At 72.6% G+C, this 26789-nt stretch carries 21 protein-coding genes; 10 read left to right on the top strand and 11 right to left on the bottom strand.

All coding sequences use genetic code 11. From position 1 onward, the window contains the following. Nucleotides 1–4: 4 nt before the first annotated feature. Nucleotides 5–1363, bottom strand: coding sequence for a ferric reductase-like transmembrane domain-containing protein (locus CG736_RS32195; protein WP_100589664.1), 1359 nt, complete (start codon nucleotides 1361–1363; stop codon nucleotides 5–7). Nucleotides 1364–1543: 180 nt separating this feature from the next. Between CG736_RS32195 and CG736_RS32200 the strand changes: the two genes are divergently transcribed. Together CG736_RS32200 and CG736_RS32205 are read left to right on the top strand one after the other, a co-directional pair. Then, nucleotides 1544–2248: a response regulator transcription factor gene (locus CG736_RS32200; protein ID WP_198520685.1), complete on the top strand. Its 705-nt coding sequence runs from the start codon at nucleotides 1544–1546 to the stop codon at nucleotides 2246–2248. Next, nucleotides 2245–3711: a cell wall metabolism sensor histidine kinase WalK gene (locus tag CG736_RS32205; RefSeq protein ID WP_100589666.1), complete on the top strand. Its 1467-nt coding sequence runs from the start codon at nucleotides 2245–2247 to the stop codon at nucleotides 3709–3711. Before CG736_RS32200 ends, CG736_RS32205 begins: the two co-directional genes overlap by 4 nt. A gap of 99 nt (nucleotides 3712–3810) precedes the next feature. On the opposite strand, the gene pepN is transcribed toward CG736_RS32205, so the two are convergent. After that, a complete protein-coding gene (gene pepN, locus CG736_RS32210) occupies nucleotides 3811–6375 on the bottom strand; it encodes an aminopeptidase N (RefSeq protein ID WP_100589667.1) in 2565 nt (854 codons plus the stop codon). 159 nt (nucleotides 6376–6534) lie between these two features. Here pepN and CG736_RS32215 point away from each other — a divergent pair, with 159 nt between their 5' ends. The 7 genes from CG736_RS32215 to CG736_RS36685 all read left to right on the top strand — a co-directional run bounded on the left by CG736_RS32215 (nucleotide 6535) and on the right by CG736_RS36685 (nucleotide 15393). Next, nucleotides 6535–7704, top strand: coding sequence for an ROK family transcriptional regulator (locus CG736_RS32215; protein ID WP_043909958.1), 1170 nt, complete (start codon nucleotides 6535–6537; stop codon nucleotides 7702–7704). A gap of 189 nt (nucleotides 7705–7893) precedes the next feature. After that, entirely contained in the window at nucleotides 7894–8988 is a 1095-nt protein-coding gene (locus CG736_RS32220) for a sugar ABC transporter substrate-binding protein (protein ID WP_369880791.1), read from the top strand. Nucleotides 8989–9128: 140 nt separating this feature from the next. Beyond that, complete coding sequence (locus tag CG736_RS32225; RefSeq protein ID WP_100589668.1) at nucleotides 9129–9917, top strand: ATP-binding cassette domain-containing protein; 789 nt, start codon at nucleotides 9129–9131, stop codon at nucleotides 9915–9917. After that, nucleotides 9914–11170, top strand: a complete 1257-nt coding sequence (locus CG736_RS32230; protein WP_043909962.1) for a sugar ABC transporter permease — start codon at nucleotides 9914–9916, stop codon at nucleotides 11168–11170. The genes CG736_RS32225 and CG736_RS32230 overlap by 4 nt, the downstream gene beginning before the upstream one ends. A gap of 206 nt (nucleotides 11171–11376) precedes the next feature. Beyond that, nucleotides 11377–13278: a 1-deoxy-D-xylulose-5-phosphate synthase gene (gene dxs / locus CG736_RS32235; protein ID WP_198520686.1), complete on the top strand. Its 1902-nt coding sequence runs from the start codon at nucleotides 11377–11379 to the stop codon at nucleotides 13276–13278. 135 nt (nucleotides 13279–13413) lie between these two features. Beyond that, nucleotides 13414–14928 carry a glycosyltransferase family 39 protein gene (locus CG736_RS32240; protein WP_100589670.1) on the top strand — a complete coding sequence of 505 codons (1515 nt, stop codon included), beginning with the start codon at nucleotides 13414–13416 and terminating at the stop codon, nucleotides 14926–14928. A gap of 126 nt (nucleotides 14929–15054) precedes the next feature. After that, nucleotides 15055–15393, top strand: a complete 339-nt coding sequence (locus CG736_RS36685; protein ID WP_157815820.1) for a hypothetical protein — start codon at nucleotides 15055–15057, stop codon at nucleotides 15391–15393. Here CG736_RS36685 and CG736_RS32250 read toward each other — a convergent pair. The 7 genes from CG736_RS32250 to CG736_RS32280 all read right to left on the bottom strand — a co-directional run bounded on the left by CG736_RS32250 (nucleotide 15380) and on the right by CG736_RS32280 (nucleotide 23606). After that, nucleotides 15380–15973, bottom strand: a complete 594-nt coding sequence (locus CG736_RS32250; RefSeq protein WP_157815821.1) for an alpha/beta fold hydrolase — start codon at nucleotides 15971–15973, stop codon at nucleotides 15380–15382. The two genes, CG736_RS36685 and CG736_RS32250, sit on opposite strands and share 14 nt — an antisense overlap. Before the next feature lie 259 nt (nucleotides 15974–16232). Beyond that, nucleotides 16233–16598: a hypothetical protein gene (locus CG736_RS32255; RefSeq protein WP_232734327.1), complete on the bottom strand. Its 366-nt coding sequence runs from the start codon at nucleotides 16596–16598 to the stop codon at nucleotides 16233–16235. Between the two features lie 108 nt (nucleotides 16599–16706). Continuing rightward, complete coding sequence (locus CG736_RS32260) at nucleotides 16707–18833, bottom strand: 3-hydroxyacyl-CoA dehydrogenase NAD-binding domain-containing protein (RefSeq protein ID WP_100589671.1); 2127 nt, start codon at nucleotides 18831–18833, stop codon at nucleotides 16707–16709. Between the two features lie 2 nt (nucleotides 18834–18835). After that, complete coding sequence (locus CG736_RS32265) at nucleotides 18836–20053, bottom strand: acetyl-CoA C-acyltransferase (RefSeq protein ID WP_100589672.1); 1218 nt, start codon at nucleotides 20051–20053, stop codon at nucleotides 18836–18838. Between the two features lie 345 nt (nucleotides 20054–20398). After that, nucleotides 20399–21634 carry a ribonuclease D gene (locus CG736_RS32270; RefSeq protein WP_100589673.1) on the bottom strand — a complete coding sequence of 412 codons (1236 nt, stop codon included), beginning with the start codon at nucleotides 21632–21634 and terminating at the stop codon, nucleotides 20399–20401. Nucleotides 21635–21813: 179 nt separating this feature from the next. Next, nucleotides 21814–22545 carry a response regulator transcription factor gene (locus CG736_RS32275; protein WP_043909973.1) on the bottom strand — a complete coding sequence of 244 codons (732 nt, stop codon included), beginning with the start codon at nucleotides 22543–22545 and terminating at the stop codon, nucleotides 21814–21816. A 407-nt stretch (nucleotides 22546–22952) separates the two neighbouring features. Next, on the bottom strand, nucleotides 22953–23606 hold the full coding sequence (locus CG736_RS32280) for a DUF3000 domain-containing protein (RefSeq protein WP_100589674.1): 654 nt from the start codon (nucleotides 23604–23606) through the stop codon (nucleotides 22953–22955). Nucleotides 23607–23781: 175 nt separating this feature from the next. Here CG736_RS32280 and hemE point away from each other — a divergent pair, with 175 nt between their 5' ends. After that, nucleotides 23782–24861: a uroporphyrinogen decarboxylase gene (gene hemE, locus CG736_RS32285; RefSeq protein WP_100589675.1), complete on the top strand. Its 1080-nt coding sequence runs from the start codon at nucleotides 23782–23784 to the stop codon at nucleotides 24859–24861. A gap of 7 nt (nucleotides 24862–24868) precedes the next feature. On the opposite strand, the gene CG736_RS38205 is transcribed toward hemE, so the two are convergent. Both CG736_RS38205 and CG736_RS38210 read right to left on the bottom strand, forming a co-directional pair. Beyond that, nucleotides 24869–25510, bottom strand: coding sequence for a response regulator transcription factor (locus CG736_RS38205; protein ID WP_304528236.1), 642 nt, complete (start codon nucleotides 25508–25510; stop codon nucleotides 24869–24871). Then, entirely contained in the window at nucleotides 25510–26775 is a 1266-nt protein-coding gene (locus CG736_RS38210) for a sensor domain-containing protein (protein ID WP_232734329.1), read from the bottom strand. The genes CG736_RS38205 and CG736_RS38210 overlap by 1 nt, the downstream gene beginning before the upstream one ends. Nucleotides 26776–26789: the final 14 nt, after the last annotated feature.

Here is a 26789-nt window from a genome sequence, read left to right on the forward strand (position 1 = left end):
GCTCCTAGAAGGCGAAGGACTCGTGGTGGATGCGGGACGGCCGGACCCCGGCGGCGCGCAGCGCGCGGACCGCCTCGGCGGTGAACGCGTCCGGCCCGCACAGGTAGACCTCGTGCCGGCCGAGGTCCGGCACCAGCCGGTGCAGTGCCGCACCCAGGTCGCCGACCTGCTCGCGGCTGCCGAGCAGCTCGTGCACCCGCCTGCCCCGGCCCCCGGCGGCGACGGCCGCGAGCTCGTGGCGGAACAGCACGTCCTCGGGGCGCCGGGCCCGCTGAACGAGCGTCACCCGTCCGGGCAGCGTCTCGAAGAGCGCCCTCAGCGGGGTGACGCCGACGCCCGCGCCGAGCAGCAGCACCGGCCCGCCGTGGCGGCGTCGCGCGGTGAACGCCCCGTACGGGCCCTCGGCGCGGACGGCGGTGCCGGGGGCGAGGGCGGCGACGGCGGCACTGTGCGCGCCCAGGCCCTTGACGGTGAAGCGGAGGAAGTGCGGGTGCGGGGGAGCGGACATCGAGTAGGGGTTGGCGGCCCAGCGCAGCTGCGGGGTGAGGAACTGGAGGCGGAAGAACTGGCCGGGCTCGGCGCGCAGTTCGTGCAGGTGGCGGCCGGTCAGGAAGACCGAGACCACGCCCGGGCCCTCGGCCCGGACCTCGGCGACCCGCAGCCGGTGCCGGCGGTCGCGCAGGAACGGCCGCAGCAGCCGGTACCAGCCGAGGACGGCGGCGGTGCCGAGGTACAGCAGGTACCAGAGGGCCTTCGCCTTGTTGTCGGCCAGGTCGGCGCCGGTGGTGAGCTGGTGGCCGAAGCCGAGCGCGACGGCCAGGTAGGTGGCCAGGTGCAGGTAGTACCAGGCCTCGTAACTCAGCCGGCGGCGGGCGGCCCGGGCGGAGACGGCCCCGGTGCCGAGGATCAGCAGGGTGGCGGCGGTGGCCTTCAGCATGTCGGGGAAGTGCAGGACGATCTCCACGCCCTGGGCCCACAGGCCCTGGCCGCTGGTCAGCGCGTAGCCCCAGACGACCGTCAGCACGTGCACGGTGATCAGCGACACCAGGTAGCGGCCGCCGAAGGCGTGCCAGCGGGCCGTCCGGTCGGCCCCGACCTCGCGTTCGAGCAGCGGAACGCGGGCCATCAGCAGCAGCAGGACCGGTGCGGCGTAGCCGGCCAGCAGGCCGGTGATCCGGGCGGTGCCGGTGAGCCAGTCCGCGGCGCCGGCGATGCGCGGGGTGTCGACCCACCACAGGGCGAGCACGCCGAGGGCGCCGAGCGCGATCAGGGCGAGCGCGCCGTGGCGGACGGCGTCCGGCGGGAGGGCGCGGCGCCGGGCGGCGCGACGGGCGACCCGGGTCGGGGTGGTCAGTGCGGTCAACGGGCGCCCTCCTTCGTCAGTGCACCGCCACCGTGGCACCGGAAGCTCTCAGTTCCCTATGAAAAGACGCCGTTCCGGGGCCGTGACGGCGGTGTTTGTGCTGGTCGCCCGGGCCCTGCCCGGCCGGACGCGGTCGGATGATCTCACCGCTTTCTCATGCCGGGACGCAAGAATGGGCCCATGCAGCACGCGGACGCCCCCTGGCGGGTCCTGGTGGTCGACGACGAACCCGACCTGGTCGAGGTGATCTGCGGCGCCCTGCGCTACGAGGGCTGGCAGGCCCGCGGCGTCACCTGCGGCCTCGACGCCGTCGCCGCCGCCGCCGAGTGGCACCCGCACGCCGTCGTGCTGGACGTGATGCTGCCCGACTGCGACGGACTGGAGGTGCTGCGCCGGGTGCACCGCACCGACCCCGAGGTGCGGGTGCTGTTCCTGACCGCCCGGGACGCCGTCGAGGACCGGATCGCCGGCATCTCCGCCGGCGGCGACGACTACGTCACCAAGCCGTTCAGCCTGGAGGAGGTCGTGGTCCGGCTGCGCGGCCTGCTGCGCCGCGCCGCCCCGACCAGCCCCGCCAACCCCGGCACCCTCACCGTCGGCGACCTGCACCTGGACCCGGCGGCCCGGGAGACCAGCCGCGGCGGCGAGGTCGTCGACCTCAGCCCCACCGAGTTCGCGCTGCTGCGCTACCTGATGGAGCACCCCCGGCAGGTGCTCAGCAAGGCGCAGATCCTGGACGCCGTCTGGTCCTACGACTTCGGCGGCCAGGCCCACGTGGTGGAGCTGTACATCAGCTACCTGCGCCGCAAGATCGACGCCGGCCGCCCGCCGATGATCCACACCGTGCGCGGCGCCGGCTACGTGCTCAAGGCGCCCACCGGATGACCCGCGTCGGACGACCCCGCACCCTGCGGGTCCGGCTGGTGGCGGGCGTGCTGGCGCTGCTCACCGTGATCTGCGTCGGCGTCGGCGTCGCCACCAGCTGTGCGATGCGGCACTTCCTGGTCGACCGGATCGACGAGCAGCTGAATGCCTCGGGCGGCCGCTACGCGTCCAGCCTCGAACACCCCGGCACGTGCGGCCACGACACCCGCGCCCAGTCGCCCGGCACCTTCGGCGCCCGCCTGGTGAACGGCGCCGTCACCCACGCCTCCGTGGTCGGCGGCATCCCGCCCGGTGACGACGACCCCGTCCCGATCGCCGGCGGCTCGGGCGGCGACGCCGCCGTCCCGCTCACCGACCGGGACGTCCGCACCCTGCGCGCCCTCCCGGTGAACGGCCGTCCGCGGGACGTCACGCTGTCCGCGCTCGGCCACTACCGGGCCGTCTCCGTCGCCGGCTCCGACGGGGACGTGCTGATCACCGGCCTCCCGATGCACCCCCTCGACGAGACCGTGCAGCGCCTGCTGCTGATCGAACTCGTCGTGTTCGCCGCCGCGCTGGCCGTCGCGGCCGTCGCCGGGACGCTCGGCGTCCGACTCGCCCTGCGCCCGCTGGAACGGGTGGTCGCCACCGCCGAACGGGTCTCCGCGCTGCCCCTGGCCAGCGGCGCGGTCGACCTCGGCGAGCGCGTCCCGGACGACGACCAGGGCACCGAGGTCGGCCGGGTCGGCGCCGCGCTGAACCGGATGCTCGGCCACATCGGCGACGCGCTGACCCGCCGGCAGGACGTCGAGGAGCGGCTCCGGGCGTTCGCCGCCGACGCCAGCCACGAACTGCGCAATCCCGTGGCCGCCGTCCGCGGCCACGCCGAGCTCGCCCTGCGGCACCCGGGCCCGGTGCCGGAGCCCGTCCGGCACTCGCTGGAGCGGATCACCGCCGAGTCCCGGCGCATGGGCACCGTCGTCGAGGACCTCCTGCTGCTCGCCCGCCTCGACGCGGGCCGCCCGCTGGCCGTCGAGGACGTCGACCTGACCCGGATCGCCCTGGACTGCACCGCCGACGCCCGCGCCGCCGCGCCCCGGCACCGTTGGCTGCTCGAACTCCCCGCCGAACCCGTCACGGTCCCCGGCGACCCGCACCGGCTGACCCAGGTGGTGGCGAACCTGCTGGCCAACGCCCGCACCCACACACCCGACGGCACCGAGGTCACCCTCCGGCTCTCCGCCACCCCCGACCAGGTGCTCCTCACCGTCACCGACAACGGCCCGGGCATCCCGCCCGAACTCCTCCCGCACATCTTCGACCGCTTCGTCCGCGGCGACCCCACCCGCTCCCGCCGCACCGGCTCCACCGGCCTCGGGCTCGCCATCGTCCGGGCCGTCACCCAGGCCCACGCCGGCACCGCCACGGCACAAAGCGCACCGGGCGCGACGACCTTCCGCATCACCCTGCCCAAGGCTCGGTGAGGAGCGCACCACCAGGGTGAGCACCCCCACCCCCACCCCCGAACACGCCGGAGGCCCGGGAGAACGCGTCCCCCGGGCCCCCTCGCGCACGACTCCGCGTCAGCGGTCCGCGGCCTGAGCCTTCAGCGCCCGCTCCACGCCCGCCCGGGCCTCGACGACCTGGCGGCGCAGGGCCGGGGCCGGGTCGGCGGAGGCCAGCCACGCGTCGGTGGCGTCCAGGGTGGCCTGCGAGACGGAGTACGCGGGGTACAGGCCGCCGATGATCTGCTGGGAGATCTCGTGGCTGCGGGTCTCCCACACCTGCTTCACCGAGGCGAAGTACTTCTCGGTGTACGCCGCGAGCAGGTCCCGCTGGTCGGGCTGCTGGAAGCCGGCGATGACGGCCTCCTGGACGTAGTTGGTGAGGGTGTCGGACTCGACCACGGACGCCCAGGCCTCGGCCTTGGCCTCGGCGGTCGGGCGGGCCGCCCGGCAGGTGGCGGCGTGCTCCTGGCCGGAGGAGGTGTTGTCGCGGGCGAGCTCCGCGTCGATCGCGGCCTCGTCGGCGCGGCCGGTCGCGACCAGGCGGCCGAGCAGGGTCCAGCGCAGCTCGGTGTCGACGGCCAGGCCCTCGATCGTCTCCGAGCCGTCCAGCAGGCCGGCGAGCAGCGCGAGCTGACCGTCGGTCCGGGCCGAGGCGGCCAGCGCGCGGGCCCAGGCGAGCTGGTGGTCGCTGCCGGCGGGGGCCTCGCGCAGCGAGGTCTCGGCGGCGGCGGCCCAGCGCTGCAGGCCGGTCTCGCGCCACGCCGGGTCGGCGTACAGCTCCAGCGCGACCTTGATCTGGCGGTGCACGGACTGGACCACGCCGATGTCGCTCTCGCGGCGCAGGCCGGACAGCGCCAGCGACAGGTAGTCGCGGGTGGCGAGCTCGCCGTCGCGGGTCATGTCCCAGGAGGAAGCCCAGCACAGCGCGCGGGGGAGCGAGTCGGTGAAGTCGCCGAGGTGCTCGGTGACGACGGCCAGCGACTCGGCGTCCAGGCGGACCTTCGCGTAGGACAGGTCGTCGTCGTTGAGCAGCAGCACGGCGGGCCGCGGGCGGCCGGTCAGCTGCGGGACCTCGGTGCGCGCGCCGTCCACGTCGAGCTCGATGCGGTCGGTGCGGACCAGGTCGCCGTCGACCAGCTCGTACAGGCCGATGGCGATGCGGTGCGGGCGCAGCACGGCCTCGCCGCGGGCGCCGGCGGGCAGCGCCGGGGCCTCCTGCAGGACGGCGAAGGACTCGATGACGCCGTCCGCGGAGACCTCCAGGGCGGGCCGCAGCACGTTGATGCCGGCGGTCTCCAGCCACGCCTTGGACCAGGTGCGCAGGTCGCGGCCGCTGGCCTCCTCAAGGGCGCCGAGCAGGTCGGTGAGGCGGGTGTTGCCCCAGGCGTGGCGCTTGAAGTAGGCGCGCACGCCCTGGAAGAAGGCGTCCTGGCCGACGTACGCCACCAGCTGCTTGAGCACCGAGGCGCCCTTGGCGTAGGTGATGCCGTCGAAGTTGACCTGGACGTCCTCCAGGTCGTTGATCTCCGCCATGATCGGGTGGGTGGACGGCAGCTGGTCCTGCCGGTACGCCCAGGTCTTCATCTGGTTGGCGAAGGTGGTCCAGGAGTGCGGCCACTTGGAGCCGGGGGCCTCGGCCTGGCAGACCGCCTCGGCGAAGGTGGCGAACGACTCGTTCAGCCACAGGTCGTTCCACCACTCCATGGTGACGAGGTCGCCGAACCACATGTGGGCGAGCTCGTGCAGGATGGTCGCGGCGCGCAGCTCGTAGGAGGCGTCGGTGACCTTGGAGCGGAACACGTACTGGTCGCGGAGGGTGACGGCGCCCGCGTTCTCCATCGCGCCGGCGTTGAACTCCGGGACGAACAGCTGGTCGTACTTCGCGAACGGGTAGGCGAAGTCGAACTTGTCCTGGAAGTAGTCGAAGCCCTGCTTGGTGACGGCGAAGATCGCGTCGGCGTCGAGGAACTCGCGCAGCGAGGGGCGGCAGTAGACGCCGAGCGGCACGCGCTGCGCGCCGTTCTCGTAGGCGTCGAACACGCCGACGTAGGGGCCGGCCACCAGGGCGGTGATGTAGGTGGACATCCGCGGGGTGGGCTCGAAGGTCCACACCCGGGTGTCGCCGTCGCCGGCGGGCTCGGGGGTCGGCGAGTTGGAGATCACGACCCAGCCGGCCGGGGCGGTGACGGTGAAGGCGAAGGCGGCCTTCAGGTCGGGCTGCTCGAAGTTGGCGAACACCCGGCGGGCGTCCGGGACCTCGAACTGGGTGTACAGGTAGGTCTCGCCGTCGGCCGGGTCGACGAAGCGGTGCAGGCCCTCGCCGGTGTTGGTGTAGGCGCAGTCGGCGACCACCCGCAGCTCGTTCTCGGCGGCCAGGTCGGGCAGCGCGATGCGGCTGTCGGAGAAGCTCTCCAGCGGCAGCGCGCGGCCGTTGAGGACGATCTCGGTGACCGCGGGGGCGACCAGGTCGATGAAGGTGGAGGCGCCGGGCTCGGTGGCAGTGAACCGGACCACGGTGGTGGACCGGAAGGTGCCGCCCTCGCGCGCGGAGCTCAGGTCGAGCTCGATGTCGTACGCCTCCACATGCAGGAGTGCGGCCCGGGTGCGGGCCTCCTCACGGGTCAAGTTGGTGCCAGGCACGCAGGACTCCTTCGTCAGAGCTTGGTTACCGGGCATCCTCCCACGTGCGTAACGATCCGTGTTCGTACTTGACGGGCCCTCCGATCGGTACCGGAGCATAGAGTTCAGAAGTTGAAGCTGGACTTTGGACGAACGCAAGTGCGCCCTGGAGGGTGGAACATGTCGACGGACACACCGGGATCGCAGTCCTCGCTGCACCGGGCGAATCTCGAACGGGTGCTGCGGGCGGTGCGGATGGCCGGATCGCTGACCCAGGCCGAGATCGCCCGGGGCACGGGGCTGTCGGCCGCGACGGTGTCCAACATCGTCCGGGAGCTCAAGGAGTCCGGCACCGTGGTGGTCGCCGACACCTCCTCGGGCGGGCGCCGGGCGCGCAGCGTCTCGCTGAGCGGGGACGCCGGGATCGTGGTGGGCGTGGACTTCGGCCACACCCACCTGCGGGTGGCGGTCGGCAACCTGGCGCACCGGGTGCTGGCCGAGGAGAGCGAGCCGCTGGACGTGGACGTCTCCGCCCAGCAGGGGTTCGACCTGGCCGAGCGGATGGTGGCGCGGCTGCTGGAGCAGGCCGGCTTCCGGAGCGACAAGGTGATCGGCGTGGGCCTGGGCGTGCCCGGCCCGATCGACCAGGAGACCGGGGCGCTCGGCTCGACCGCGATCCTGCCCGGCTGGACCGGCGTGATGCCCGGTCAGGAGCTGGCGCAGCGCCTGGGCATGCCGGTGCACGTGGACAACGACGCCAACCTGGGCGCGCTGGGCGAGCTGGTCTGGGGCGCCGGGCGGGGCCTGGGCGAGCTGGCGTACATCAAGGTGGCCAGCGGCGTCGGCGCGGGACTGGTGATCAACGGCCAGATCTACCGCGGCCCGGGCGGCACGGCGGGTGAGATCGGGCACATCACGCTGGACGAGGCGGGCCCGGTGTGCCGCTGCGGCAACCGCGGTTGCCTGGAGACCTTCGTGGGCTCCCGCTACCTGCTCAACCTCTTGAACGCCAACCACCCGGGCGAACTGACCCTCGGGAAGGTGGTGCAGCTGGCCCAGCAGGGCGACCTGGGCTGCCGCCGGGTGATCGCCGACGCCGGCCGCCAGATCGGCATGGGCGTGGCCACCCTGTGCAACCTGCTCAACCCCCGCCGGGTGATCCTGGGCGGAGAGCTGGCCGAGGCCGGTGAGCTGGTGCTTTCCCCGATCCGGGATTCGGTGGCCCGGTACGCGATCCCCAGCGCCGCCCGCCAGCTGTCGGTGGTCCCGGGCACGCTCGGCGGCCGCGCCGAGGTGCTCGGGGCGTTGGCCCTGGTGATGAGTGAGATGGGGGAGACGGGCGGGATCTGAGTCGCTTCGAGGGGCCCCTGAGGGCCCCTGACGGGCCGTCCGATCTCGACTGAGCCTTCAGGAAGATAACGAAAGGGTTTGAATCCCTGGGGCTGATGCTTTACTTGTTGACGACAAGCTTGGTGACGGGGTTGACTCCTGCCCACCTCGCCGCAACGTTGCGGCTCTGTCAGGGAGGCACCCCCCACCATGAACGCAATGATGCGTCGCGTCGTCGTCGGCACCGCCGCTGTCTCGATGGCACTGACCATGGCCGCGTGCGGCAAGGCCGGCAGTGACAAGAAGGACGGCGCGGCCTCGGGCAACAACAAGTCGATCGGCCTGCTGCTGCCGGAGAACGCCTCCTCGACCCGCTACGAGTCCTTCGACAAGCCGTTCATCGAGGCGAAGGTCCACGAGCTCTGCTCCGACTGCAAGATCGAGTACGCCAACGCCGAGGCCTCCGCGTCGAAGCAGAAGCAGCAGTTCGACACCCTGATCGCCCAGGGCGTCAAGGTGATCATCCTGGACGCGTTCGACGCCAAGGCCACCCAGAGCTGGGTGAAGGAGGCCGCCGACAAGGGCGTCAAGGTCGTCGCGTACGACCGCCTGGCCAGCGGCCCGGTCTCCGCGTACGTCTCCTTCGACAACGAGAAGGTCGGCGAGCTCCAGGGCCAGGGCCTGGTCGACGCCCTCGGCGCCAAGGCCGCCGACTCCAACGTCGTGATGATCAACGGTGACGACGCCGACCCGAACGCCGCCCAGTTCAAGACCGGCGCGCACAAGGTGCTGGACAGCAAGGTCAAGGGCATCGTCTACGAGCAGAGCGGCGAGTGGAAGCCCACCGTCGCGGGCCAGAAGATCGGCGCCGCCATCTCCTCGCTCGGCAAGGACGGCTTCCAGGGCGTCTACTCCGCCAACGACGGCATGGCCGGCGCGATCATCACCCAGCTGAAGTCGCAGGGCATCAGCGTCCCGGTCGGCGGCCAGGACGCGAGCCTGGACGCGATCCAGCGCCTGGTCTCCGGCGACCAGGCCTTCACCATCTACAAGGCCTACAAGCCGCTGGCCGACGCGGCCGGCGAGCTCGCGGTCAACCTGCTCCAGGGCAAGGACGTCAAGGGCGTCGCCACCTCCACGGTCGACAGCGGCGCGGACAAGGGCATCCCGTCCGTCCTGCTGGACCCCAAGGTCGTCACCAAGGCGAACATCAAGGACACCGTGATCGCCGACAAGCTGTACAAGGTCGCGGACATCTGCACCGCCGACTTCGCCGCTGCCTGCACCGCGGCCGGCCTGCAGTAACACCCGCCCGGCGGGAGCTTCCTGACCACCCGGAAGCTCCCGCCGGCCCTTTCGGTTCCAGCAGTCCCACCCCGCGCGTCCGGACCGGCGCGCGGGTCGCCCGTGTCGGAAACGTCAGGTCCGACACGGAACTCAAGGAGATGGTTCACGTGACAGGCGCACCCGTACTGGCGTTGCGCGGGGTCTCCAAGCGCTTCGGTGCCGTCCAGGCACTCACCGACGTGCAGCTGGAGGTCCATGCGGGCGAGGTCGTCGCCCTGGTCGGCGACAACGGCGCCGGTAAGTCCACCCTGGTCAAGACCATCGCGGGCGTCCACCCGATCGACGAGGGCGTCATCGAGTGGGAGGGCAAGCCGGTCTCCATCGGCCGCCCGCACGACGCGCAGGCGCTCGGCATCGCCACCGTCTACCAGGACCTCGCCCTGTGCGACAACCTCGACGTGGTCGGCAACCTGTTCCTCGGCCGTGAGCTCAAGCGCTTCGGCACCCTGGACGAGGTCGCCATGGAGAAGCGCGCCCGCGAGCTCCTCGACACCCTGTCGATCCGCATCCCCAGCGTCCGGATCCCGATCGCCGGCCTCTCCGGCGGCCAGCGCCAGGTGGTCGCGATCGCCCGCGCCCTGGTCGGCGACCCGAAGATCGTCATCCTGGACGAGCCCACCGCCGCCCTCGGCGTCGAGCAGACCGCCCAGGTCCTCGACCTGGTCGAGCGGCTGCGCGAGCGGGGCCTCGGCGTGATCCTGATCAGCCACAACATGGCCGACGTCAAGGCCGTCGCGGACACCGTCGCGGTGCTCCGCCTGGGCCGCAACAACGGCATCTTCGAGGTGGCCACCACCTCGCACGAGGAGATCATCTCCGCCATCACCGGCGCCACCGACAACGCGGTGACCCGTCGTCAGGCCCGTATCGCGGAGGACGCCAAGTGAGCACCGAGACCCCCACCACGCCCACCCCGCCCGCCGTCGACCCGCGCCTGCTGGTCCGCAAGGAGGGCCTGGCCGGCTACCTCGACGAGTTCGGCCGCAAGGTCCGCAGCGGCGAGCTCGGCTCGCTGCCCGTCGTGGTCGGCCTGATCATCATCGCCGCCGTCTTCCAGTGGAAGACCGGCCACTTCCTCAACGCCGACAACGTCACCAACATCACCAAGTGGATCGCCGGCCCCGGCCTGATCGCCACCGGCGTGGTCTTCGTGCTGCTGCTCGGCGAGATCGACCTCTCGCTCGGCTCGGTGGCCGGCGCCACCGCCGCGATCTCCTCGGTGCTGGCCGTCCGCCAGGGCGTCAACGAGTGGCTGGCGGTGCTGATCGGCATCGCCGCCGCGGTCGCCCTGGGCGCCCTGCACGGCTTCTTCTTCTCGAAGATCGGCGTGCCCGCGCTGCTGGTCACGCTGGCCGGCATGCTCGCCTGGAGCGGCCTGCAGAACCTGGTCATCGGCAAGCTCGGCACCGTCAACAACCTCAACGACGGCGTCATCGCCAACCTGGACACCTACTTCCTGGGCGACGGCGACATCGTCTGGGCGTGGCTGGCCGCGATCCTCTCCATCGCGCTGTTCGCCGCCGGCCAGCTGCTCGACGCCCGCCGCCGCACGGCCGCCGGCCTGCCGGCCCGCCCGATCGCCGAGATCGCAATGCGCACCGGCGTGCTCGCCGTGATCGTGCTGGTGGTCGCCTACGTGCTCAACCAGGACCGCGGCCTGCCGCTGCCGCTGGTGCTGTTCGTCGGCATCGTCGCGATCACCGACTTCGTGCTCCGCCGCACCGGCTACGGCCGGCAGATCTTCGCGGTCGGCGGCGGCATCGAGGCGGCCCGCCGGGCCGGCATCAACGTCGCCTGGGTGCGCACCTCGGTGTACATGATCTCGGCCGGCCTGGCCGGTCTCGGCGGCCTGTTCATCGCCTCCCAGCAGGGCTCGGCGGACAAGGGCCTCGGTGGCGCCAACATGCTGATGAACGCCATCGCGGCGGCCGTCATCGGCGGCACCAGCCTGTTCGGCGGCCGCGGCAAGACCTGGTCGGCGCTGCTCGGCATCCTGGTCATCCAGTCCATCACCACCGGCCTGGACATGGTGGGCGCCGAGCAGGCCATCCAGTACATGATCACCGGCGCGGTGCTGCTCGCCGCGGTGGTCCTGGACTCGGTCTCCCGCCGCACCCAGAAGTCCAACGGACGCGGCTGACCCGGCACCACCCGCAACCGCGCGACCGGCACACTTCCCCGCCTTAGCGGGGCCGGTCGCGCGGTTCGGTGCTTTTCCACCCCTGTCACCCGAACGGGGGACGGGGTTGCCCGCCGCACTACGCCCGGGTAATGGACATTAGACTCAAGCGGGGCGTACGCCCTCCGGGCCCGAGCGGGCGCGAGAACTTGGACGAGGAGGAACGGGTGGCCCTGCTGACCCGTATTCGGGGACCGCGCGATCTCGATCGACTCACCCCCGCGCAGCTCGCGGAGCTCGCGGAGGAGATCCGCGCCTTCCTGGTGGAGGAGGTCTCCAAGACCGGCGGCCACCTCGGACCCAACCTCGGCGTGGTCGAGCTGACCCTCGCCATGCACCGGGTCTTCGACTCGCCGCGCGACCGGATCCTGTTCGACACCGGTCACCAGAGCTACGTCCACAAGCTACTGACCGGCCGCCAGGACTTCTCCCGGCTGAAGATGAAGGGCGGCCTGTCCGGCTACCCCTCGCGCGCCGAGTCCGAGCACGACGTGATCGAGAACTCGCACGCCTCCACCGTCCTCGGCTACGCCGACGGACTCGCCAAGGCCAACAAGATCCAGGGCCACAAGGACCGCCCCGTGGTCGCCGTGATCGGCGACGGCGCGCTCACCGGCGGCATGGCCTGGGAGGCGCTGAACAACATCGCCGACAGCCAGGACCTGCCGATCGTCATCGTCGTCAACGACAACGAGCGGTCCTACTCGCCGACCATCGGCGGCCTCGCCAACCACCTGGCCACCCTGCGCACCACCCAGGGCTACGAGCGCTTCCTGTCCTGGGGCAAGGACGCGCTGCAGCGCACCCCCGTGGTCGGCCAGGCGATGTTCGACACCCTGCACGGCGCCAAGAAGGGCCTGAAGGACTTCATCGCCCCGCAGGGCATGTTCGAGGACCTCGGCCTGAAGTACCTCGGCCCGATCGACGGCCACGACCTGCAGGCGCTGGAGTCCGCGTTCACCAAGGCCCGCAACTTCGGCGGCCCGGTCATCGTGCACTGCATCACCGAGAAGGGCCGCGGCTACCACGCCGCCGAGAACAACGACGAGGACCGCTTCCACGCGGTCGGCGTGATCCACCCCGACACCGGCCTGCCGGTCAAGACCTCCGGCAAGGACTGGACGTCGGTGTTCGGCGAGGAGATGGTCGCGCTCGGCCGCGAGCGCCGCGACCTGGTCGCCATCACCGCCGCCATGCTGCACCCCGTCGGCCTCGCCCCGTTCGCCAAGGCCTACCCGGAGCGGATCTTCGACGTCGGCATCGCCGAGCAGCACGCCGCGGTCTGCGCCGCCGGCCTGGCCACCAACGGCCTGCACCCGGTGGTCGCGGTCTACGCGACCTTCCTCAACCGGGCCTTCGACCAGGTCCTGATGGACGTCGCGCTGCACAAGCTCGGCGTCACCTTCGTGCTCGACCGGGCCGGCGTCACCGGCACCGACGGCGCCTCCCACAACGGCATGTGGGACATGTCGATCCTGCAGGTCGTCCCCGGCCTGCGGCTGGCCGCGCCGCGCGACGCCGAGCAGGTCCGGCTCCAGCTGCGCGAGGCCGTCGAGGTGGCCGACGCCCCGACCGTGGTCCGCTACTCCAAGGGCAACGTCGGCCCCGCCGTGCCCGCCGTCGGCACCGTCGGCGGCATGGACGTGCTGCGCCGCCCCGAGGCCGACTCCGCGGACGAGGCCGCCGACGTGCTGATCGTCTCGATCGGCGCGATGGCCCCGACCTGCCTGGAGGCCGCTGAGCTGCTCGCCCAGCAGGGCATCAGCAGCACCGTGGTCGACCCGCGCTGGGTCAAGCCGGTCGACGCCGCGCTGCCCGGCCTGGCCGCCCAGCACCGCCTGGTCGTCACCGTCGAGGACAACGGCCGGGCCGGCGGCGTCGGCTCCGCGATCGCCCAGGCGCTGCGCGACGCCGACGTGGACGTGCCGCTGCGCGACTTCGGCATCCCGCAGGAGTTCCTCGACCACGCCTCGCGCGGCGAGATCCTCGACGAGATCGGGCTCACCGTGCCCGCCATCGCCGAGAAGATCGAAGCACTGGTCAGCACCCGCTCCTTCGCCCGGAGCTGACCACCCGCAATCCCCCCAGCGCACCGTCACGGGACCGCCTTTTGGCCCTGTGACGGTGCGCTTATTGTCGGACGGTCACACTCATTCGTGGACTGCCCCTGACTACGCCCGTCCACGCCCGGTAGGTTGTCATCCGTGTCCCTCACCCTCACGAGCAGCCCACGTGCCCTTGCCGAGCGCCTCCCAGAGCGCCTCCGCACCGGGTACTGGACCAGACTGGTCCCGCTGCTCGCCGTGCTGGCCACACTGACCCACCTGCCGTCCTTCCTGCGCCCCGTGTGGAGCCCCGACGAGGGCTACCTCGCCACCCAGGCCCGGATGCTCGCCGACGGCGGCGTCCTGTACGACACCGTCGTCGACCGCAAACCCCCGCTGCTGCCCTGGCTGTACGAAGCCTGCTTCGCGCTCTTCGGCTCCGCCTCGCTCTGGCCGCTGCGCACCCTCGCGATCGTCGCCCACCTCGCCACCGCGATCCTGCTGGCCTCGCTCGCCCGCGGCCGCTGGGGCGACAAGGCCGGGCGCTACGCGGGCATCCTCTACCTGCTGGTCTCCATCGGGCTCTCGCCCGAGGACACCCAGGCCGCGACCTTCGAAGTCTTCATGCTGCCCGCGATGGTCGCCGCCTTCCGCTACGCCGAGCGCCGCCGCTGGCTGGCCGCCGGCATCGCGGTCGCGCTCTGCTCGCTCACCAAGCAGACCGGCGGCGCGGTCATGCTCCCCGTGCTGTGGATGCTCCTCCAGGACACCCGCCGCCGCGGCGTCCGCTGGCCCCCCGCACTCGCCAAGATCGGCTTCGGATTCGCGCTGCCGATAGCGCTGGTCGCCGTCATCCTCACCAAGCCCAAGGGCTTCCTGTTCTGGGTCGTCACCGGCTCCGGCGACTACGCCGGCCTCGGCTCCGACTGGCCCCAGATGATCGGCCGCGCACTCGGCAACTCCGCCATCCTGATGAGCGCAGGCCTGGCCTTCCTGCTGCCGTTCGCCCACCGCCTGTGGCTGCGCCACCGCCGACGACCCGTCCCCGCCCGCGGACCCGAGCACGGCTCCACCGTCGACCTGTGGATGTGGCTCGCCTCCTCGGTGATCGCCGTCTCGATCGGCTTCCACTTCTTCGGCCACTACTACCTCCAGCTGATGCCCCCGCTGGTCCTGCTCGGCGTCGGCGCCGTCGCCACCTCCGCGATCTCGTGGCGGCCCGTCCTGATCTACTCCGCCCTCGCCAGCAGCTTCTTCTGCGTCCTCGCCGTCCTCTGGCCCGGCCAGCGCCTCACCCAGACCACCGAGGTCGCCACCGCCGTCGCCGCCCAGACCACCCCCAAGGACACCGTCCTGATCTGGGGCATGCACCCCGAGCTCTACTGGCTCGCCGACCGACGCCCCGTCACCCGCTACCTCACCGCCGGCTTCCTCACCAACTTCAGCGGCGGCAAGGGCGCGGACAAGGTCGGCGAACAGTACTCCGTCGCCGAGGCCTGGCAGACCTTCGACAACGAGATCTCCACCAACGGCTTCCCCGAGGTCGTCGTCGACGACTCCGGCACCTCCCCCTACCAGCCCGACATGGTGCCCCGCATCGCCACCCTCCTCAACACCCACTACGAGGTGGTCGGCGTCACCGGGGACACCGTCATCTACCGCCTCAAGAAGTAGGACCGGCCGACCGCGGGCCACTACCTGGAGGCCGTCGTCGCGGCCGGGACCCTGCTCCGCGCCGACGCCGCCGACCTCCCCGCCACCCGCGTCGTCCCGCTCGCCCAGGGCCTCGCACTGCTCCCGATGAGCGACGGACCGGACGAGGCGGTCAGGGGCGACGGCCCCCGGCCCGCCCCGTTCCGGGTGCTCCCGAGCGGCTTCGGGCGCACCCTCGCCGCCTGGTCCGCGACCAGCCCCGTCGCCTACGTCGAGGCCGACATCCGGGGCGGCACCGGCGACCGGTCCGCCGCCGTCCGGACCGCCGGCGCCCTCACGTTCGGCCCCCTGTTCGAGCCGGGCCGCCGCCCGATCTCCCCCGCCCTGCGCCACCTCGGCGGCCACGCCGACGGCCGCCGCGACGAGTTCGACGCCATCGGCCCGGGCCGCCACGGCCGCACCGAGGACCGGCTCAAGGACGACTGAACCCCGCCAGCGCCGCCACCAGTCCCTCCGGCCGGAACAGCGGGTGCGGCGGCTCCGGACACCCCGGCAGCTCCACCGCCCCCGGCACCAGGGCCAGCAGCGCGTCCGCCGTCCGCCGCTGGTGCACCGGGTTCTCCGGCACCGCCGGCAGCACCGCCACCGGCATCCGAAGCTCCGTCAACTCCTCGTCCGCGACCCCGCGCAGCACCCCGCCCGCCAGCAACGGCGCCACCTCGGCCGGCAGCCGCCCGTCCACCCGCGCATCCCCCGCCGTCGCCGGCCAGGCCAACACCAGCCCCCGCACCCGCTCCGGCACCGCGAGCGCCGTCCGCACCGCCACCGAGCACCCGTTGGACCCGCCGACCACGACCACCGGCCCGTCCGGCAGCCCCGCCACCAGCTGCTCCGCCTCCGCTCCCCAACTCCCGGCCCGCATCGCCCGATCCGGCGCACACACCGCCACCCCTGCGTCCCGCAACCCCGCCACCACCCCGGTCCGCCCCCAGAACCGCTCGGCGTCCATCTCCTCGTCCCACAACCCGCCGTGCACCAGCACCAACACGCCAACGGCCCCCTTCATGCAGAAACCCGGCAGCCTAGCGGTTTACAGGCCGATGACCTGGCAGATGTAGATGCGTTTCTGGCGAGAGGCGAAGAAGCCGCTGGTGACGGCAGTAGTTCTCATGGCCTCTCCGGGGCCCTGGTAACCCGTGCCGTCGAGACAGCGGGCTTCAGCGGCGCGGACCAGCTCGTCGGCGCGTTGCTCCACCTCGGCCAGGGGGCCGGTGCTGCTTCGGCGGCGACGTCCTGCTCGTCCGGGTGGTACTCCCAGGACCAGGTCATCCGTTCACCGCCGCGTAGGCCCGGTTGAAGATCTCCAGGCATACGCGGATGGCTTCGCTCCAGCGGGGGTCGTCGCGATCCAGGGTCTGTACGGCGTGTTCGGCTGCGCGCATGCGGGCGGCGGAGTCGAGGTGGCGGGCGACCTCGATGTGGGCGGCCCAGGTGTTCAGGAAGACTCGGAGGGGGTCGATGGAGCCGGCCCGGACTGCGAGGGCGAAGGCTTCGTCCTGTTGCTCCGCCATCTCCGGGAGCCGGTGCGGGGCGACCGCGGCCAGGGCCGTCCGGAGGGCGTCCGGAGATTTCTGGGGGCGCGGGATCAGCTCGTCGTCGGGGTGAACCGAGTGGTCGGGCTGCGCGGTCATGAGATCCTCCCTGAGGCGGCCCGGTCCAGCGTAGCCCCGTGGCACGACAACGGGCGGGCAGCCATCCCCCGTGGAGGAGTGCTGCCCGCCCGTTGACGGAACGCTTTGTCAGGCGGGGACCGAAGCCAGGCCCGGGGCCAGGAACTTCTTGCCGTTGACGCGCTCGGAGACGCCCTCGCGGTCGAGGTACGGGGTGATGCCGCCGAGGTGGAAGGGCCAGCCGGCGCCGGTGATCATGCACAGGTCGATGTCCTGCGCCTCGCCGACGACGCCCTCGTCGAGCATCAGGCCGATCTCCTGGGCGACGGCGTCCAGGGCGCGGGCGCGGACCTGGTCCTCCGTCAGGACGGAGTCGCCGAAGGTGAGGAGGGCGAGGACCTCGGGGTCGAGGACCTGGGCGCCGTCCTGCCAGATGTAGAAGCCGCGCTTGCCGGCCTTGACGACCTTGCCGAGGTTCTCGGAGACGGTGAACCGCTCCGGGAACGCGCCGTGCAGCGTCTCGGAGACGTGCAGGGCGATGGCCGGGCCGACCAGTTCGAGCAGGGCGATCGGGGACATCGGCAGGCCGAGCGGCTTGACCGCGGCCTCGACGGTCTCGAACGAGGTGCCCTCGTCGATGATGTTCTGGATCTCGCCCATGAAGCGGGTCAGGATGCGGTTGACCACGAACGCCGGGGCGTCCTTGGTGAGCACCGCGGTCTTCTTCAGCTTCTTGGCGACCCCGAACGCGGTGGCCAGCGAGGCGTCGTCGGTCTTCTCGGCCCGGACGATCTCCAGCAGCGGGAGGATCGCGACCGGGTTGAAGAAGTGGAAGCCGACCACGCGCTCCGGGTGCTGGAGCTTGGACGCCATCTCGGTGACCGACAGCGAGGAGGTGTTGGTGGCCAGGATGGTGGTCGGCGAGACCACCGCCTCCAGCTCCGCGAACACCTTCTGCTTGACGCCCATCTCCTCGAACACGGCCTCGATGACGAAGTCCGCGTCGCCGAACGCGACGGCCTTGTCGAGGTGGCCGGAGACCAGGCCCTTGAGCTTGTTGGCCTTGTCGCCGCCGATGCGGCCCTTCGCCAGCAGCTTGTCGATCTCGCCGTGGACGTAGCCCACGCCCTTGTCGATGCGCTCCTGGTCGATGTCGGTGAGCACCACCGGCACCTCCAGGCGGCGCGCGAACAGCAGCGCCAGCTGGGAGGCCATCAGACCGGCGCCGACCACGCCGACCTTGGTGACCGGGCGGGCCAGCGACTTGTCCGGCGCGCCGAACGGCTTCTTCGCGCGGCGCTGCACCAGGTTGAAGGCGTACAGGCCGGCGCGCAGCTCGCCGCTCATGATCAGGTCGGCCAGCGCGGCGTCCTCGGCGTCGAAGCCGGCCTGCAGGTCGCCGTCCTTGACCTGCTGGATGATGTCGAGCGCCTTGTACGCGGCCGGAGCGGCCCCGTGCACCTTGGCGTCGGCGACCCAGCGGCCCCACAGCACGGCGTCGTCCCACGCCTTGCCGCGGTCGAACTCCTCGCGCTCGACGACCACGTCGCCCTTGAGGACCTTGGCGGTCCACAGCAGCGACTGCTCCAGGAAGTCGGCCGGCTCGAAGATCGCGTCCGCGATGCCGAGCTCGAAGACGTCCGTGCCCTTGAGCTGCTTGTTCTGGGCCATCGAGTTCTCGACGATGACCTTGACCGCCTTGGCCGGGCCGATCAGGTTCGGCAGCAGGGTGCAGCCGCCCCAGCCGGGCACCAGGCCGAGGAAGACCTCGGGCAGCGAGAACGCCGGAACGCCCGCGCTGACGGTGCGGTAGGAGCAGTGCAGGCCGACCTCGACGCCGCCGCCCATCGCCGCGCCGTTGTAGAACGCGAAGGACGGGACGGGCAGCGCGGCGATCCGCTTGAAGACGTCGTGGCCGCCCTTGCCGATGGCCAGCGCGTCCGAGTGCTCCTTGAGCACCTCGACGCCCTTGAGGTCGGCGCCGACCGCGAAGATGAACGGCTTGCCGGTGATCGCGACGGCGACCACCTTGCCCTCGGCGGCCTCGGCCTCGACCTGGTCCAGCGCCTCGGACAGCTTCGCCAGCGAACCCGGGCCGAAGGTGGTCGGCTTGGTGTGGTCGAAGCCGTTGTCCAGGGTGATCAGCGCCAGCTTGCCGGCCTGCAGCGGCAGGTCCAGGTGGCGCACGTGCGCAGTGGTGACGACCTCGCCGGGGAACAGTTCGGCGGCGCGCTGCAGCATCTCAGTGGTGCTCATGGTCACTTACCACCCTCGAAGTGCGGGTTCTCCCAGATGACGGTTCCGCCCATGCCGAAGCCGATGCACATGGTGGTCAGGCCGTAGCGGACGTCCGGGCGCTGCTCGAAGCGGCGGGCCAGCTGGGTCATCAGACGCACACCGGAGGAGGCCAGCGGGTGGCCGAACGCGATCGCGCCGCCGTACGGGTTGACCCGCTCGTCGTCGTCCGCGATGCCGTAGTGGTCCAGGAACGCCAGCACCTGGACGGCGAACGCCTCGTTGACCTCGAACGCGCCGATGTCGTCGATGGTCAGACCGGCCTTCGCCAGCGCCTTCTCGGTCGCCGGGACGGGACCGATGCCCATCACCTCGGGCTCGACGCCCGCGAACGCGTAGCTCACCAGACGCATCTTGACCGGCAGGCCCAGCTCGCGGGCCACGTCCTCGGCGGCCAGCAGCGAGGCGGTCGCGCCGTCGTTCAGGCCCGCCGCGTTGCCCGCGGTGATGTTGCCGTGCGGACGGAACGGGGTCTTCAGGCCGGCCAGCGACTCCATGGTGGTGCCCGGGCGCATCGGCTCGTCCGTGGTCGCCAGGCCCCAACCGGTCTCGCCGATGGCGGGGTTGGTGTTGCGGATCGCGATCGGCACCAGGTCCGGCTGGATGTCGCCGTTGGCGTACGCCTTCGCCGCCTTCTCCTGCGAGCGCACCGCGTACGCGTCGCACCGCTCCTTCGTCAGGTGCGGGAAGCGGTCGTGCAGGTTCTCCGCCGTCATGCCCATGAACAGGGCGGACTCGTCGACCAGCTTCTCCGAGACGAACCGCGGGTTCGGGTCCACGCCCTCGCCCATCGGGTGCCGGCCCATGTGCTCCACGCCGCCGGCCACGACCACGTCGTAGGCGCCGAACGCGATGCCGCCCGCGGTGGTGGTGACGGCCGTCATCGCACCCGCGCACATCCGGTCGATCGAGTAGCCCGGAACGGACTTCGGCAGACCCGACAGCAGCGCGGCGGTACGGCCGATGGTCAGACCCTGGTCACCGATCTGGGTGGTCGCCGCGACGGCGACCTCGTCGATCCGCTCGACCGGCAGGCTCGGGTTGCGGCGCACGAGCTCGCGGATGCACTTGACGACCAGGTCGTCCGCCCGCGTCTCGTGGTACATGCCCTTCGGGCCGGCCTTGCCGAACGGGGTGCGGACGCCGTCGACGAAGACGACGTCCCTCGCGGTACGAGGCACGGGGGCTCTCCTCCCAAGGGGACATGGCTGGGCGAGCGCGCCAAACATCGGCGCTGCTACGCGACCAATCTACCCGCGAGTAACAACGGCGGGCAAGGAGCAGAAAGAGTGAGCGAGAACGCACCGCCAGCGGGCACGAAACGCGAGCGGGCGCGAACCCGGGGCGCGAGAACAGGGAGAGCGCAACCAGGGGCGCGGGGAACTGCGCGCGGCGGAAGGCACCCCACCGCAAGATCGCGACGCGGGCAATGACCTGCCGTTGATCGCGACCTCCCGGACGGGCCTTGCGCTTGTCGCGCAGTTCTCCCCCAGCCCTGGCGGGCCGGGAGGTACCCCCACGCGCTACTACTCGCTCGCCGTCTTGAACGCCTCCGCCAGCGCCGGGGCGACCAGCTCCGTCTGCCAGGCGCGGGCCCCCAGGGCCCGCAGGGCGTCGGAGATGGCCGTCGCGTCCGGCTGCGCCGGGGGTTCCCAGGAGACGCGGCGGACCAGGTCGGGGGTGATCAGGTTCTCCGCGGGGAGGTGGTGCTGTTCGGCGAGGGCGGTGACGGCGGCGCGGGCGCCGATGAGGCGGGCCGCGGCGACCGGGTCCTTCTCGGCCCAGGCGCGGGGCGGCGGCGGCCCGTCGTGCGGGGCGGTCGCGGGGGGCAGCGCGGACTCCGGGATCTCCCGGGCGCGTTCGATCGCGGCCAGCCACTGGTCGAGCTGGCGCCGGTTGACCCGGGGCCCGAAGCCCTGGACGGCGATCAGCGCGGGCGCGTTGAGCGGCATCGCGAGCGCCGCGTTGACGATCGCGGCGTCGGCGAGCACCCGGCCGGGGGAGACGTCGCGCTCGCGGGCGATCCGGTCGCGGGTCTGCCAGAGTTCGCGGACGGCGGCGAGCTGCCGGCGGCGGCGGACCTTGTGCAGCTGGGAGGTGCGCCGCCAGGGGTCGACCCGGGGGGCGGGGCGGGGGGCGGCGGCGAGGGCGGCGAATTCCTGGTGGGCCCAGTCCAGCTTGCCCTGCCGGTCGAGTTCGGCCTCCAGGGCGTCGCGCAGGTCGACCAGGACTTCGACGTCGAGTGCGGCGTAGCGCAGCCAGGGTTCGGGCAGCGGGCGGGTGGACCAGTCGACGGCGGAGTGTTCCTTGGCGAGGGAGAGGCCGAGGACGTTCTCGGTCATCGGGCCGAGGCCGACCCGGGGGAAGCCGGCGAGCCGGCCGGCGAGTTCGGTGTCGAACAGCACGCCGGGGTGCATGCCCACGTCGAACAGGCAGGGCAGGTCCTGGGTGGCGGCGTGCACGACCCATTCGGTGTCGTGGATGGCGTCGTCCAGCGCGGACAGGTCGGGGCAGGCGATCGGGTCGATCAGCGCGGTGCCCGCGCCCTTGCGGCGCAGCTGGATCAGGTAGGCGCGCTGGCCGTAGCGGTAGCCGGAAGCGCGTTCGGCGTCGACGGCGACGGGGCCGGAGCCGGTGCGGAAGGCCGCGATGGTGGCGGCGAGCGCCGCCGGGTCCGACACCACCGGTGGGAGTCCGTCCCTGGGTTCGAGGAGCGGAACCGGGGCGATCTCTTCTGGGATGGAGGCTACGGCGTCGGTCACCTCCCTAGGGTACGTCGTGTGCCGCCGCCGGGAGTGTTGTCCGACTGGTCGGACCATGTTCGAACCTGTGCCGGTGGGCGGCGGTCGGCCGAGCGGACAGGACGACGGGTCGTCACCGGAGCGAACGGGAACGGCCCGGAGGAAACGTTCCTCCGGGCCGCCACCAGGGACGATGCGGATCAGTGGATGATTCCGGTGCGCAGCGCCACCGCGACCATCCCCGCCCGGTCACCGGTGCCGAGCTTGCGGGCGATGCGGGCCAGGTGGCTCTTCACGGTGAGCGCGGACAGGCCCATCGCGACGCCGATCGCCTTGTTCGACTGGCCCTCGGCGACCAGTCGCAGCACCTCGACCTCACGGCCGGACAGCTCGCGGTAGGCGGAGGGCTGCGCACCGGGCGCGCCGGGAGCGCCGGGGGCGGCGCCGGGCTGGCCGGGGGCGCCGTGCATTCCGGGGTGGTGGTGGCCGGGGATTCCGGGGCGGCGCATCCGGCCGGCCAGTCCGGCGCCGATCGGCAGTCCGGGGCGGCCGGGCATCGCCATGCTGGTGCGGGTACCGGTGACCACGTAGCCCTTGACGCCGCCGGCCAGGGCCGAGCGGACCGCGCCGATGTCGTCGGCGGCGGACAGCGCCAGGCCGTTGGGCCAGCCCGCGGCGCGGGTCTCGGCCAGGACGGTCAGGCCGGAGCCGTCGGGGAGGTGGACATCGGCGATGCAGATGTCACGCGGGTTGGAGATGCGGGGCCGGGCCTCGGCGATCGAGGAGACCTCGATGACGTCGCGGACACCGAGCGCCCATAGATGCCGGGTCACCGTGTTTCGGACCCGGGGATCAGCGATGACCACCATGGCGGTGGGCTTCGTCGGACGGTACGCGACCACGTTTGCGGGGTGCTCAAGAAGGACCGACACCTGGGGCCTCCTGCGGGGGAGTGGCGGACGGAACCCCGAGGGGGCGGTCGGAGTGTTCCGCGTCTGGAAAGGGTCACTGACACCTTCGGCATCAACCGTGACCGGCTTTAGCGGGTGATCACGATCTGGTGAGTAACAATACGGACAAATCGTGCAGACGACCGGTACGACGTGCCCGGAAATCGCACGGATTCGATCGTTCTCGGCGACATGCTGATCGGGAACGGTCGGTTAATTGACCGGGAGCGTCTACGAAGTCACACTCCGTCAGCCCTGCGGGTGGTCGCCGGACCGGGGCGTGCGACTGTCCCCCCGGGGTGTCTACGGGGCGGAGGGCGCGGGACAGCCGTGCGAGCGGCGGCGCGGGGGCGGGGCGGGAAGAAGCGGCCGGGGCGGCCGGGGCGCGGTCAGTGCGGGTTGCGCGGCCGGCGGCGGGCCGGCATCGGGACCACGCCGCCGAGCCCGCCGGAGTCGCCGGTCGGCGACGGGGCGGACGGGGCGGGCGGCAGCCCGGCGCACACGCACAGCAGGTCGGCCCAGGCGGCCAGGTGCCGGTCGAAGCGGCCGTCGGCGGGCGTCCAGGACGCGCGCAGCTCGATCTCGGTGGAGGCGCCGCGCTCGGCCAGCCCCCCGAAGTACTGCGAGTGGCACCTGGTCACCGTGCCGCTCGGCTCGGCGTACCGGGCGCCGTGCGCCTGCAGGGCGTCCATCAGCCAGCTCCAGCCGACCTCGGACAGCAGCGGGTCGCCCGCCATCTCCGGCTCCAGCTCGGCCCGGGTCATGGTGACCACCCGGAAGTCGCCGTTCCAGGCCTCCGGCGAGGACGGGTCGTGCAGCAGCACCAGGGTGCCGTCGGCCAGCTCCTCGCCGTCCACCTCGACGGAGGCGGACAGCGCGAAGGAGTAAGGGGCCAGCCGGCGGGGGGCGGGCCGGGGGGACAGCCGCACCTCGGGACGCAGCCGCGCCCCGGTCAGCGCCTCGACCGCCTCGCGGAACTCGATCGGCGCCGACTCCCCGCCCGTTCCTCCACCCTGTGCGGATTGCCCGCCGACCGCTGCCATGCTCGGAAGCCTAGGTGGCGCGGGCCCGCAATCCGAGCACTTTCGTCCCTCCGGCGTGCCGAAATTCCGGAAATCGGCCAGGCCGGGACCGCGGTGCGCCGCGCCGGTGTCCGAGGTGTCCGTTTTGCCTGGTCGGCGGCCGGGACGGGAGCGGTCGCGTGCGAGGATGTGACGCGTGAGTGAGACCCCCGCAGCCCAGTCCGGTCAGCGGCCCCGCGGCGCCGCGTACGACTCCGTCTTCCTGCGCGCCGCCCGCAACGAGCCGGTGCCGCACACCCCCGTGTGGTTCATGCGGCAGGCCGGCCGTTCGCTGCCCGAGTACCTGAAGGTGCGCGAGGGCATCCCGATGCTCGACGCCTGCATGCGGCCCGAGCTGGTCAAGGAGATCACCCTGCAGCCGGTGCGCCGGCACAAGGTGGACGCGGCGATCTTCTTCTCCGACATCGTCGTCCCGCTCAAGGCGGTCGGCATCGACGTGGAGATCAAGGGCGGCGTCGGCCCGGTGATCGCCGACCCGATCCGCACCAAGGCCGACCTCAAGCGGCTGCGTCCGCTGGAGCCGGACGACATGCCGTACATCACCGAGGCGGTCGGCCTGCTGGTCGCCGAGCTCGGCGCCACCCCGCTGATCGGCTTCGCCGGCGCCCCGTTCACGCTGGCCAGCTACCTGATCGAGGGCGGCCCGTCGAAGTCGTACGAGAACACCAAGGCGATGATGTACGGCGCGCCCGAGCTGTGGGCGGAGCTGGTCGACCGGCTCGCGCAGATCACCTCGGCGTTCCTGAAGATCCAGATCGAGGCGGGCGCCTCGGCGGTCCAGCTGTTCGACTCCTGGGCGGGCGCGCTCGCCCCCGACGAGTACCGCCGCTCGGTGATGCCCGCCAGCGCCAAGGTGTTCGACTCGGTCGCGCCGTACGGGGTGCCGCGGATCCACTTCGGCGTCAACACCGGCGAGCTGCTCGGCCTGATGGGCCAGGCCGGCGCGGACATCGTCGGCGTCGACTGGCGGGTCCCGCTGGACGAGGCCGCCAACCGGGTCGGACCCGGCAAGGGCCTGCAGGGCAACCTCGACCCGGCCGTGCTGTACGCCCCCACGCACGTGGTGGAGACCAAGGCCCGCGAGGTGCTGCACGCCGCCCAGGCGCTCGGCGGCAGCCACCACATCTTCAACCTCGGCCACGGCGTCATGCCGACCATGGACCCGGACGCGCTGACCCGCCTGGTCGCCTTCGTCCACGAGGCCAGCGCCCGCTGACCCCGCGTCAGCGGGGCTCGTCGCCGCCGAGGAAGGCCAGCACCGCCAGGACCCGGCGGTGGGTGTCCTCGGCGGGCGGCAGGTCTAGCTTCAGCAGGATGTTGCCGATGTGCTTGGCCACCGCCGCCTCCGACACCACCAGCCGGCGGCAGATCTCCGCGTTCGAGCAGCCCCGGGCCATCAGCTCCAGCACCTCCCGCTCGCGCGGCGTCAGCCGCTCCAGCGGGTCCCGGCGGCGGGACAACAGACGGCGCACCACCTCCGGGTCGACCACGGTGCCGCCGGACGCCACCGTGTCCACCGCGTCCAGGAACTCCTCGACGTGGCCGACCCGGTCCTTCAGCAGGTAGCCCACCGCGCCGTCGCCGTCGGCCAGCAGCTCCGCCGCGTACGAGCGCTGCACGTACTGGCTGAGCACCAGCACCGGCAGCCCCGGCCGCTCGGTGCGCAGCGCGACCGCCGCCCGCAGGCCCTCCTCGGCCAGGCCCGGCGGCATCCGGACGTCGGTGACCACCAGGTCGGGCCGGTCCTCGGCGACCGCCGTCAGCAGTGACGGGGCGTCACCGACCGCCGCCGCCACGGTGTGGCCGAAACGTTCCAGCAGGCCCACCAGACCCTCCCGCAGCAGGACGGAGTCCTCGGCCAGCACTAGGCGGAGCGGGCGTCGGGCAGCAACGGGCACGGGATCTCCACACGCAGCAGGGTCGGCCCGCCGGGCGGGCTGCTGACGGACAGTCTGCCGTCCACCACCGCGATCCGGTCGGCCAGTCCCGTCAACCCCGTGCCCCGGGCCGGGTCCGCGCCGCCCCGGCCGTCGTCGGACACCTCCAGCACCAGCAGCCCGCTTTCGCGGCGGCCCACCACCTCGACCCGGGACGCCCCGCTGTGCCGGGTCGCGTTGGTCAGCGCCTCGCACACCGCGAACCAGCCCGCCGACTCCACCGCCGCGGGCAGCCGGCCCGGCAGCGCGACGGCCACGCGCACCGGCAGCGGCGAACGGTCCGCCAGGTCCGCGCAGGCGTCCGGCAGGCCGCGGTCGGCCAGCACCCGCGGGTGGATGCCGTGGATCAGCTCGCGCAGCTCCGCCAGCGCCCGGTCCGCCTCGGCGTGCGCCGCCGCCAGCCGCTCCCGCAGCGGGCCGTCGGCCGGGGCGTCCAGCCGGGCCAGGCCGAGCACCATCGACAGCGCCACCAGCCGCTGCTGCGCGCCGTCGTGCAGGTCGCGCTCGATCCGGCGGCGCTCCGCCTCGAAGGCGTCCACCAGCCGGGCCCGCGAGCGCACCAGCTCGCCGACCTGCTCCTGAGCACCCGTCAACATCCGCACCAGCGCGGCCCGGGCGCCCGCCAGCACCGTCAGCGGATACCCGACGGCGGGCAGCAGCACCGCACCCGCGGCAGCCAGCGCCCAGGCCGGGCCGGGGGAGTCCACGTGCGCCGCCTTCAGCACGTGCACCTGGCCGTTCAGCGCCAGTAGCAGCGGCGTGGCCAGCAACGCGACCGGCACCAGTGCCCCGGACGCCGCCAACAGGTCCAGCGGCCACAGCAGGAACGCCGACAGCGCCGCGCCGCCCGACTCCCGCCAGGTCGCCCCCTCGGCCAGCCGGGTGCGCAGCCACACCCGCACCCCCGGCCCGTCCGGCACCCGGTGCGGATCGGCCGGGGGCGCGCCCATCAGCCGCAGCAGCCGCCGCTCCCACGCCCCGAACGGCAGCCCCGCCAGCGGCAGCGCCAGCAGCAGCGGCAGACCCACCAGCAGCAGCGAAAGCGCCGCACCGGCCGCCGTCCACGCCAGCAGCAGCACGCACAGCAGCAGCCCGGACACCCCGCTCGCCAGCAGGTACGCCACCGAACGCCACGGCCACGCCGTCCGCAGGAAATCCGGTCGGCGCAGTGCCTGCCAGCAGTCCGCAGCCATCGGAACCCCCCCTG

Origin of the sequence: Kitasatospora sp. CB02891, assembly GCF_002803145.1 — a bacterium.
In the GTDB taxonomy this organism is placed as follows: domain Bacteria; phylum Actinomycetota; class Actinomycetes; order Streptomycetales; family Streptomycetaceae; genus Kitasatospora; species Kitasatospora griseola.

Coding starts and splice junctions, on each gene's coding strand:
- CG736_RS32200 (WP_198520685.1), top strand. CDS start 1,544: ATGCAGCACGCGGACGCCCCCTGGCGGGTCCTGGTGGTCGACGACGAA.
- CG736_RS32205 (WP_100589666.1), top strand. CDS start 2,245: ATGACCCGCGTCGGACGACCCCGCACCCTGCGGGTCCGGCTGGTGGCG.
- CG736_RS32215 (WP_043909958.1), top strand. CDS start 6,535: ATGTCGACGGACACACCGGGATCGCAGTCCTCGCTGCACCGGGCGAAT.
- CG736_RS32220 (WP_369880791.1), top strand. CDS start 7,894: ATGAACGCAATGATGCGTCGCGTCGTCGTCGGCACCGCCGCTGTCTCG.
- CG736_RS32225 (WP_100589668.1), top strand. CDS start 9,129: ATGGTTCACGTGACAGGCGCACCCGTACTGGCGTTGCGCGGGGTCTCC.
- CG736_RS36685 (WP_157815820.1), top strand. CDS start 15,055: ATGAGCGACGGACCGGACGAGGCGGTCAGGGGCGACGGCCCCCGGCCC.
- CG736_RS32250 (WP_157815821.1), bottom strand. CDS start 15,973: ATGAAGGGGGCCGTTGGCGTGTTGGTGCTGGTGCACGGCGGGTTGTGG.
- CG736_RS32255 (WP_232734327.1), bottom strand. CDS start 16,598: ATGACCGCGCAGCCCGACCACTCGGTTCACCCCGACGACGAGCTGATC.
- CG736_RS32260 (WP_100589671.1), bottom strand. CDS start 18,833: ATGAGCACCACTGAGATGCTGCAGCGCGCCGCCGAACTGTTCCCCGGC.
- CG736_RS32280 (WP_100589674.1), bottom strand. CDS start 23,606: ATGGCAGCGGTCGGCGGGCAATCCGCACAGGGTGGAGGAACGGGCGGG.
- CG736_RS38210 (WP_232734329.1), bottom strand. CDS start 26,775: ATGGCTGCGGACTGCTGGCAGGCACTGCGCCGACCGGATTTCCTGCGG.